8 protein-coding genes and 1 tRNA gene are annotated in these 9,442 nt (G+C 70.3%); 3 read left to right on the forward strand and 6 right to left on the reverse strand.

The genetic code is table 11. The annotated features are described in order from the left end of the window. Positions 1–102: 102 nt before the first annotated feature. The 6 genes from QMX80_RS16795 to QMX80_RS16820 all read right to left on the reverse strand — a co-directional run bounded on the left by QMX80_RS16795 (position 103) and on the right by QMX80_RS16820 (position 5,190). A complete protein-coding gene (locus QMX80_RS16795; protein ID WP_055771971.1) occupies positions 103–705 on the reverse strand; it encodes a 50S ribosomal protein L25/general stress protein Ctc in 603 nt (200 codons plus the stop codon). Positions 706–812: 107 nt separating this feature from the next. Next, entirely contained in the window at positions 813–1,772 is a 960-nt protein-coding gene (locus QMX80_RS16800) for a ribose-phosphate diphosphokinase (RefSeq protein WP_055771974.1), read from the reverse strand. Between the two features lie 125 nt (positions 1,773–1,897). Beyond that, positions 1,898–1,974, reverse strand: a tRNA-Gln gene (locus tag QMX80_RS16805). A gap of 11 nt (positions 1,975–1,985) precedes the next feature. Further along, positions 1,986–2,858, reverse strand: a complete 873-nt coding sequence (ispE, locus tag QMX80_RS16810) for a 4-(cytidine 5'-diphospho)-2-C-methyl-D-erythritol kinase (protein ID WP_282278309.1) — start codon at positions 2,856–2,858, stop codon at positions 1,986–1,988. Beyond that, positions 2,855–3,481, reverse strand: coding sequence for a lipoprotein insertase outer membrane protein LolB (gene lolB, locus QMX80_RS16815; RefSeq protein ID WP_282278311.1), 627 nt, complete (start codon positions 3,479–3,481; stop codon positions 2,855–2,857). The genes ispE and lolB overlap by 4 nt, the downstream gene beginning before the upstream one ends. A 20-nt stretch (positions 3,482–3,501) precedes the next feature. Continuing rightward, the gene (locus tag QMX80_RS16820; protein ID WP_282278313.1) at positions 3,502–5,190 is read right to left on the reverse strand and encodes a tetratricopeptide repeat protein; all 1,689 of its coding nucleotides are present in this window, start codon (positions 5,188–5,190) and stop codon (positions 3,502–3,504) included. Between the two features lie 68 nt (positions 5,191–5,258). Here QMX80_RS16820 and hemA point away from each other — a divergent pair, with 68 nt between their 5' ends. The 3 genes from hemA (at position 5,259) to QMX80_RS16835 (ending at position 9,415) form a co-directional block, all read left to right on the forward strand. Next, positions 5,259–6,542: a glutamyl-tRNA reductase gene (gene hemA, locus QMX80_RS16825; RefSeq protein ID WP_273084473.1), complete on the forward strand. Its 1,284-nt coding sequence runs from the start codon at positions 5,259–5,261 to the stop codon at positions 6,540–6,542. Beyond that, the gene (prfA, locus tag QMX80_RS16830) at positions 6,520–7,605 is read left to right on the forward strand and encodes a peptide chain release factor 1 (RefSeq protein WP_282278315.1); all 1,086 of its coding nucleotides are present in this window, start codon (positions 6,520–6,522) and stop codon (positions 7,603–7,605) included. The genes hemA and prfA overlap by 23 nt, the downstream gene beginning before the upstream one ends. 109 nt (positions 7,606–7,714) lie before the next feature. Beyond that, positions 7,715–9,415, forward strand: a complete 1,701-nt coding sequence (locus tag QMX80_RS16835) for a tetratricopeptide repeat protein (RefSeq protein WP_282278317.1) — start codon at positions 7,715–7,717, stop codon at positions 9,413–9,415. Positions 9,416–9,442: the final 27 nt, after the last annotated feature.

Genomic DNA, 9,442 nt, shown 5'->3' on the forward strand with positions numbered 1-9,442 from the left:
GTGTTCGGTTCCGGGATTGCCCAGACCGACGATCAGTCGCAAGCCAGTCATGCGTCCACCGTTGGCTGCGTCCGCCCGGGAAGGGCGGACGCAACCGGCCGATTACTCGGCGGCTTCTTCGCCGGCGGTCGGTGCCTTGGCGATGACGACGGCATCGTCGTGGTCCTTGCCCAGCTTCAGCGCCGGGATTTCCACGCCCGCCGGCAGCTTCAGCTGCGACAGGTAGATGATGTCGCCGGCGGTCAGGGCGGCCAGGTCGACTTCGATCGACTGCGGCAGGTCCTTCGGCAGGCAGGCGATGTGCACTTCCTTCAGTTCGTGGGTGACCAGCACGTCGGCGGTCTTGCCGGCCGGGGAGATCTCCTCGTTGATGAAGTGCAGCGGCACGGAGACGTTCAGCACTTCATTCTCGTTCACGCGCTGGAAGTCCAGGTGCATGACCAGCTGCTTGTACGGGTGGCGCTGCATGTCGCGCAGGAGCACCTTGTAGAGGGTGCCGTCGAGGTTCAGGTCGATGATCGAGGAGTAGAACCACTCGTTCTGCTGGGCCAGCCAGATTTCGTTGTGGTTGAACTCGACCATCGCCGGCTCGCGGTCACCGCCGTAGACGATGCCCGGGACGACACCGGCGTGACGCAGGCGGCGGCTCGCACCCTTGCCCTGCACGTCGCGACGGGCGACCTTGATTTCGTGGGACTTTGCCATTGTTGACTACTCTTGGTTGTTGCACCGCAGGCGGTGCGTGGTGAAGACATTCCCGCGACCAGGAATGCCGTTGTCGGCCCCGGCGACATGCCGGGAACCGGGGTTCATCAATCCACGTACATCGAGCTGACCGACTCGCCGAAGGCGATGCGGCGCATCGTCTCGGCCAGCATCTCGGCCACGCTGATCTGGCGGATCTTGGTGCAGACACGGGCCACGTCGGACAACGGGATCGTGTCGGTCACCACCAGCTCGTCGAGCTGGGAGTTGTTCAGGTTGTCCACCGCCGGGCCCGAGAGCACGGCATGGGTGCAGTACGCGGCGACCTTCACCGCGCCGCGCGCCTTCAGCGCGGCGGCGGCGGCGCACAGGGTGCCGGCAGTGTCGACGATGTCGTCGACCATCACGCAGGTCTTGCCGTCGACGTCGCCGATGATGTTCATCACCGTGGCCACGTTGGCGCGCGGACGGCGCTTGTCGATGATCGCAAGGTCCGCGTCGTCCAGGCGCTTGGCCACCGCGCGGGCGCGCACCACGCCGCCGACGTCCGGGCTGACCACGATCAGGTTGTCGGTGCCGTAAGCGCGCCAGATGTCGGCCAGCAGCAGCGGCGAGGCGTATACGTTGTCCACGGGCATGTCGAAGAAGCCCTGGATCTGGTCGGCGTGCAGGTCGACCGTGAGGATCTGGTCGGTGTGCACGGCCGAGAACATCTTGGCGGCGACCTTGGCGGTGATCGGCACGCGCGAGGAACGCATGCGGCGATCCTGGCGGGCGTAGCCGAAGTACGGCACCACCGCGGTGACGGACGCGGCGCTCGCGCGCTTGAGCGCGTCGATGATCACCAGCAGTTCCATCAGGTTCTCCGCGCTCGGCGCGCAGGTCGGCTGCACCACGAACACGTCCTGCTTGCGCACGTTCTCCTGGATCTCGACCTGCACCTCGCCGTCGGAGAACTTGGAGACCAGCGCCTTGCCCGGCTGCACGCCCAGCTCCTTGCAGATGCTCTGCGCAAGGTGTTTGTTGGCGTTGCCGGAAAAAACCAGCAGGTTCTGGGCGTCTTGCATGTCGGCTTTCTCGGGCGGCGGCGAAAGAGCGGGGGGGATGTGTCACGCAAAACCCGGCCAGCGCCGGGCTTTTCCTTCAATTCCCGCACGGGTGAAGCGCGGGCTCGCGAGAAGACTCGCGTGAGTGGCAGGGGCGGTAGGATTCGAACCTACGAATGCCAGGATCAAAACCTGGTGCCTTGGGCCTCTTGGCGACGCCCCTGCATCAATCCATCACTGCATCGCTTCCAGTGCCTCGAGCAGTGGCGAGCGCGCGGCGCCGGCAACTACCCGGGCCCGCAGCTGGTCCGACAATACCGCCAGGACATGCTCTGCGGCAGCGCGCGTGGCGAACTCGACGAAACAACCGCTTCCCGACCCCGTGAGCCGCGCCCGGCCGACGCGCGAAAGCGCCTGGAACACCGCTTCTACGGCGGGTTCCCGGCATCGCAGCACCGGTTCGAACGCATTTCCGAGGATGGTCCCGGAAGCGAAGTCCGCTATTTTCGCGGGCGCGGCATCCCGCGTCAAATCCGGGGAGCGGAACAGCTCGGCGGTAGGCACGTGCACCCCCGGATCCACCAGCAGATACCAGGCCGGCGGCAGGTCCAGCGGCACCAGCCGTTCGCCCACGCCCTCGGCCCAGGCGTTGCGCCCGCGCACGAACACCGGCACGTCGGCGCCCAGACGCAGGCCCAGCGCCGCCAATGCATCCTCGTCCAGGCCGGTTTTCCACAACGCATTCAACGCGACCAGAACGGTCGCCGCGTCGGACGAGCCGCCACCGAAGCCACCACCTGCCGGGATGCGCTTGTCTACGCAGATATCAACCCCTTCGGCGCAATTGGATGCATCTTTGAGCGATTTAGCAGCACGAACCACCAGGTCGTCGGCTTCGGCCACCCCGGGAACGGAGGGCCCTTCGCGGCGCACCTGGCCATCCGCGCGCAGGCGCAGGCCGATGCGGTCGCCCCAGTCCAGCAGGCGGAACACGGTCTGCAGCTCGTGATAGCCGTCCGGGCGCCGGCCGGTGATGTGCAGGAACAGGTTCAGCTTGGCCGGCGCCGGCCAGTACGACCAGCCGGCCGCGTCCACGAAGGTGTTCATGGCCCGCCCATGCTCCATTCATCGACGATCAGCCGCACCTTGGCGTCACCGTTGACCGCCTCGATGCGGCGCGGCAGGGCCGGACGGCCCTCGACCGGCGGGTACCAGTCCAGATAGTCGATCCGCCACCCGCCCTGCTCCAAGACCCGCGGCAATCCTTCGATGTCGTAGCCCTGGTAGGCCGGTGCGATCGCCCCCGAGGCGGGCATGCCGCGCACCCACGCGGCCAGCTGTTCGACCGGAATGTCCCAGCCGGTGGCCTGCAGCAGCAGTTGCCCGGCGTCCGTGCTGCTGCGCGGCCCGCCCTCCAGCCCATCCAGCCGCACCGGCTGCCCGGCGCCCCCGCTCAGCTGCCAGCTCTGCCGCGTCACCGGCGCCGCCAGGCCGACCTGGTAGGCCTCGCCCTGCTGCTGCCAGTCGATGCGGCCATTGCCGCCATTGCGGCCCTTGCTGATCGCGACCCGGCCCTGGAACGACCACGCCGGCAAGGTATCCAGCACCGCCAGCCGCGCCGTTTCGAGGGCCGGTTCCGAGGTCGTATGCACCTGCGCGGCCGGCGGCGCCTGCCGGGTCGCCATGGAACCGCAGCCCCCCAGCGTGCCGGCCAGGAACAGCGCCGCCATCCATCGCCACACCATCGCCGTCATACGCCAAGCGCCTCGATCGCGCGCTGCAGCGCGCGGTTGTCCGGCTCCAGCTTGCGGGCCTCGTCGAAGAAGCGCCGCGCCTCGTCCTTCTGCCCGAGCACCCACAGCACCTCGCCGACATGCGCGGCAACCTCCGGATCCTTGTTCAGGCTCCAGGCGCGGCGCAGCTGCACCAGCGCCTCTTCGTTGCGCCCCAGCCGGTACAGCACCCAGCCATAGCTGTCGACGATGGCCGCGTTGTCCGGCTCGGCCACGCGCGCGCGGTCGATCAGTTCCAGCGCCTCCTGGTAGCGCCGCGTACGGTCGGCCAGGGTGTAGCCCAGCGCATTGAGCGCGGCCACGTTCTCCGGCTCGGCGACCAGGATCTTGCGCAGGTCGGCTTCGGCGCGCGGGATGTCGTCGCGCCGCTCCCAGGCCAGCGCGCGCGCATAGAGCAGCGCGCTGTCGTCCGGGTAGGCGGCCAGGCCGCGGGTCAGGATGCCGACCTCGGCATCATCGCGCTCGTCGCGCTGCTGCAGCTCGGCTTCCAGCAGGTAGGCGTCGCGGCGCACATCGTCGTCCACCGAGGCGTCGGCCTGGATGGCGTGGACCTCGTCGGCCGCCTGCGCCTTCTCGCCCAGTTCGTGCAGGGCATTGACCGCGCGCAGCCGCGCCTCGCTGCGCTGCGGGCCGCCGGGCACGCCGTGGTACCAGTCCACCGCCTCGCGGTAGCGCTTGAGGTACTCGGCGATCCGCCCAAGCAGCAGGCGCTGGTCCGGGTCGGGCTTGCCGGCCTTGGCCGAGATGTCCTGGTACAGCGCCAGCAGTCCCGCGTCGTCCTTCTGCTTGGCCAGCAGCGAGGCGCGCATGCCCCAGGTCTGCACGGTCTGCTCGCCGATGGAAAGCACCCGCCCGGCCGCGCCCGGCTCGCCGAACGCGTCGTAGGCGAAGGCCAGCGCGTTGCGCAGTTCCTCGTCGCCCGCGGCCTTGGGCTCGATGTCCTTCAACAGCGCCAGCGCCTCGTCCTTCTTGCCGGCCTGGTTGAGCTGGCTGGCATGCAGCAGGGCTACCCGCGGTTCGTCGGGAAAGCGCCTGACCACCTCGCCGACCATGCGCCGCGCCAGTTCCGGGCGCTCCATGCGCAGCGCCAGGCGGCCGAACTCCTGCCAGGCTTCCAGATCGTCGGGAATCGCGCCGGCATCGACCAGCTCATCCAGCACCTTCGCCGGCGCCGCCGGATCGCGGCCACCGGTAGCCAGGGCCAGTACCGCGTAACGCCAGGCCTGCGGCTCGCGCGAGCGCAGCACCGCCAGCAGCTCCTTGCGCGCCAGCCGGGTATCGCCCTGGCGCAGCGCCAGCGAGGCGCGGGTGCCGCGCACGGCCAGCGAGCCGGGATCGCGCTGCGCCCACAGCCTCAGGGCCTCGGTCGCGCTGGCCTCGTCGTCGGCCAGCATCGCGATGCGGGTGGCCCGCTCGGCCAGCCCGGCATCGCCGGCGCCTTCGCGCGCGGCCTGCAGATACCAGTGCGCGGCATCGGCCAGCTTGCCCGCCTGCAGCGAGAACTCCCCGGCCAGCACCGGCGTCAGCGATGCGGCCGGCGCCCGCTGCGCCAACTGCGGCGAGGCCGCCAGCAGGGGCGCCGACGACAGGAAGAGCAGCAGGACGCTGCATGTGCGATTCAGCCGGGTTCGTCTGGAAATGGGCATCTGCGGCAATCGGGCCGTAAAATGGCGGCCATCAACAGCCAGCAGCTTATCGCAAGCAACTGAACAGAATGACCCTGTGGGTGCTCGGACTGAACCATCAGACCGCGCCGGTGGAACTGCGCGAACGCGCGGCCTTCGGCGGCGACGCGCTGTCGCGCGCGATGGCATCGCTGCGCCAGTCGCCGCAACTGGCCGAGGCCGTGCTGCTGTCCACCTGCAACCGCACCGAACTGTACGCCGTGGCCGAGGACAGCCAGCATCTTTCCCGCTGGCTGGAAAGCCATGCCGGCGACCTGCAGGGTTACCTGTACGAGCACCGCGACGACGACGCCGTGCGCCACCTGTTCCGCGTCGCCACCGGCCTGGATTCGATGGTGCTGGGCGAACCGCAGATCCTGGGCCAGGTGAAGGACGCCTGGTCGCTGGCGCATGACAGCGGCGCGATCGGCAACCACCTCGACCGGCTGTTCCAGCAGACCTTCTCGGTGGCCAAGCGCGCGCGCACCGACACCCGCGTCGGCGCCAATCCGGTATCCGTGGCTTCGACCGCGGTGCGGCTGGCGCAGGATTCGTTCGCGCGGCTGGACGATTCCACCGTGCTGCTGGTCGGCGCCGGCGAGACCATCGAACTGGCCGCCAGGCACCTGGGCGAAGCGCGGGTGAAGCGGCTGCTGATCGCCAACCGCACCCTCGCCCACGCGCAGGAACTGGCCAGCCGCCACGGCGGCGTGGCGCTGCCGCTGACCGAACTGGAACGCCACCTGGCCGAGGCCGACGTGGTGTTCTCGGCCACCGCCGCGCGCGAGCCGGTGATCCTGCAGCGGCAGGTCGCCGCCGCGCTGCGCGCACGCCGGCACAAGCCGATGCTGCTGTTCGACCTGGCGGTGCCGCGCGACATCGAGGCCGGCGTGGGCGAACTGGCCGACGCCTACCTCTACACGGTCGACGACATGGAGCGCGCCGTGGAGGAAAACCGCCGCAGCCGCCGCGAGGCCGCCGCCGAGGCCGAGACCATCATCGACCTGCAGGTCTCCCGTTACATGGAGAACCTGCGCGCCACCCACCTGCAGGCACCGCTCAAGCAGCTGCGCGCATTCGGCGAGGCCACCCGCGCCGAACTGCTGGAGAAGGCCCGCCAGCAGCTGGCCAACGGCAAGACCGCCGACGAGGTGCTCGAACAGCTCGCCCACGGCCTGACCAACCGCCTGCTGCACCCGCCTACCGCCGCGCTGCGGCAGGCCGCGCTGGAAGGCGACGCCGACCTGACCCGCGCCGCCGAGCGCCTGTTCCCGGCGGTGCCGGGCTACCACCACCCGATTGCAAGAACCGATGACGCCGACCCTGCGCCGTAAGCTGCTGGCCCTGGCCGAGCGCCGCGAAGAACTGGAACGCCTGCTTGCCGACCCGGAGGTGGTCGCCGACAACACGCGTTTCCGCGACCATTCGCGCGAATTCGCCCAGCTCGAACCGGTCGCCGCCGCGCTGGCCGCCGAAACCCGCGCCCGCGACGACCTGGCATCGGCCGAGGCGATGCGCGCCGATCCGGAACTGCGCGAACTGGCCGAAGAGGAAATCGCCGCGGCGCAGGCGCGCCTGCTGGCGCTGGACGAGGAACTGGCCCTGCTGCTGGTGCCCAAGGACCCGCGCGACGAGGGCAACCTGTTCCTGGAAGTGCGCGCCGGCACCGGCGGCGACGAAGCCGCGATCTTCGCCGGCGACCTGTTCCGCATGTATGCGCGCTATGCCGAGCGCCAGGGCTGGAAGGTCGAGATCGAATCGGACAACCCCGGCGAGCACGGCGGCTACAAGGAAGTGGTGGCGCGCGTGGTCGGCCGCGGCGCGTACTCGAAGCTGAAGTTCGAGTCCGGCACCCACCGCGTGCAGCGCGTGCCGGCCACCGAGTCGCAGGGCCGCATCCATACCTCGGCCGCCACCGTGGCGATCATCCCCGAGGCCGATGACGTGGAAGACATCGCCATCAACCCGGCCGATCTGAAGGTGGACACCTTCCGTTCCTCCGGCGCCGGCGGCCAGCACGTCAACAAGACCGAATCGGCCATCCGCATCACCCACGTGCCGACCGGCGTGGTGGTCGAATGCCAGACCGAGCGCAGCCAGCACGCCAACCGCGACAAGGCGATGAAGCGGCTGAAGGCGCAGCTGCTCGACGCCGAGCGCAGCAGGCAGGCCGCGGCGCAGGCCGAATCGCGGCGCCTGCAGGTCGGCAGCGGCGACCGCAGCCAGCGCATTCGCACCTACAACTTCCCGCAGGGCCGCATCACCGACCACCGCGTCGAGGGCCTGACCCTGTACGACCTGCCCAACATCATCGAGGGCGACCTGGACGCCCTGGTCGGCCGCCTGCAGCACGAGCACCAGGTGGACGAACTGGCACGGCTGTCCGAAGGCAGCTGAGCCGCGCCCATCGCCATGCGCGCCGCCGGCATCGGCACGGTGGTGCGCGGAACGGGCGCGGGAATGGCCGCAGAATCAGGCATACCGCAGCGAAGGGTCACGCCACAGCATGAACAGCCCCCATGACGAACTCCGGCAGCTGCGCATCGCGGTGCAGCGCCAGCCTGCCGACTTCATCGCCTGGGTGATGCTGGCCGACGCAGAGCTGGGCGCGGGCGATCTGGCCGCTGGCGAACACGCCGCGCAGCGCGCGCTGCAGCTGCGCCACGATCATCCCGAAGCGCTGGCGCGGCTGGGACGCGCGCGCTGGATGCAGGGCCGCCACGAGGAGGCCGCCAACCTGCTGCGCCACGCCTCGCGGCAGGTGCCGCAGCATCCTGGCATCGCGCTGTGGCTGGGCCATGCGCTGGAAGATGCGGGGCAGCCCGAGGCGGCCGCCGATGCCTACCGCCGCGCCCACGCGCTGATGCCGGAAGAGGCCTACATGGCGGCGCAGCGGTTGAACTGGCAACGGCGGCTGTGCGACTGGCGCGGGCTGGAGGCGTTGTCGCGGCAGGTCCGCGACGCGGTGGCGGAGGGCAACCCGGCGGTGGAGCCGTTCGCCTTCCTCAGCGAGGATGCCAGCGCCGCCGAGCAGCTGGCCTGCGCCCGCCAGCGCGCGCAGGTGATCGCCGGTTCCACGCCGCCGCTGCCGCCGGCGCAACCGCGCATGGAAGGCCCGCTGCGGGCGGGTTTCCTCTCCAACGGTTTCGGCGCGCACCCCACCGGGCTGCTGACGGTGGCGCTGTTCGAGCAGCTGCGCGCCCATGCCGGACTGCAGGTGCACCTGTTCGCGCTCAACCGCGACGACGGCAGCCGCATCCGCCAGCGCCTGCACGCGGCGGCGCATGCGCTGCACGAGGTCGATGGCATGCCGCATGCGGCCATCGCCGGGCGCATCCGCGCCGCCGGCATCGACGTGCTGTTCGACCTGCGCGGCTGGGGCGGCGGCGGCACGCCGGAAGTGCTGGCGATGCGGCCGGCGCCGGTGCAGGTCAACTGGCTGGCCTATCCCGGCACCTCCGGCGCGCCGTGGATCGACTTCGTGCTGGCCGACGGCTTCGTGCTGCCGCCGGCGCTGGAACCGGGGTTCAGCGAGAAGGTGCTGCGCCTGCCGCGCGCGTTCCAGCCCTCGGACAACACCCGCGTGGTCGAGCAGCCACCCGCGCGCCGCGAATGCGGCCTGCCCGAACCTGGCCAGGGCGGCAACGGCATGGTGTTCTGCTGCTTCAACAACAGCTACAAGCTCAACCCGCGCAGCATCGCGCGCCTGCTGGAAGTGCTGCGCGGCGTACCCGGCAGCGTGCTGTGGCTGCTCTCCGGGCCGGGGCTGGCCGATGACCGGCTGCGCGAGGTCGCGCGCCTGCAGGGCATCGAGCCGTCGCGGCTGGTGTTCATGCCCAAGCTGCCGCACCCGCAGTACCTGGCGCGCTATCGGCACGCCGACCTGTTCCTCGACACCCATCCCTACAACGCCCACACCACCGCCTCGGATGCGCTGTGGGCCGGTTGCCCGGTGCTGACCACGCCCGGCCGGACCTTCGCCGCGCGCGTGGCCGGCAGCCTCAACCATCATCTCGGGCTGGACGACATGAACGTCGCAGACGATGCGGCCTTCATCGCCACCGCGGTCCGGCTGGGCAATGACCCGGCGGCACTGGCCGCGCTCCGCCGGCGGTTGGCCGAAGCCCGCAACACAAGCGGCCTGTTCGACATGGCCGGCTTCGCGGGCGATTTCGCCGCCCTGCTGAAGGACCTGCAACGCCCGTAGGTGCGGGGCTTGCCCCGCCCGCGGCGT

Source organism: Stenotrophomonas sp. PS02297 (assembly GCF_029959705.1).
In the GTDB taxonomy this organism is placed as follows: domain Bacteria; phylum Pseudomonadota; class Gammaproteobacteria; order Xanthomonadales; family Xanthomonadaceae; genus Stenotrophomonas; species Stenotrophomonas nitritireducens.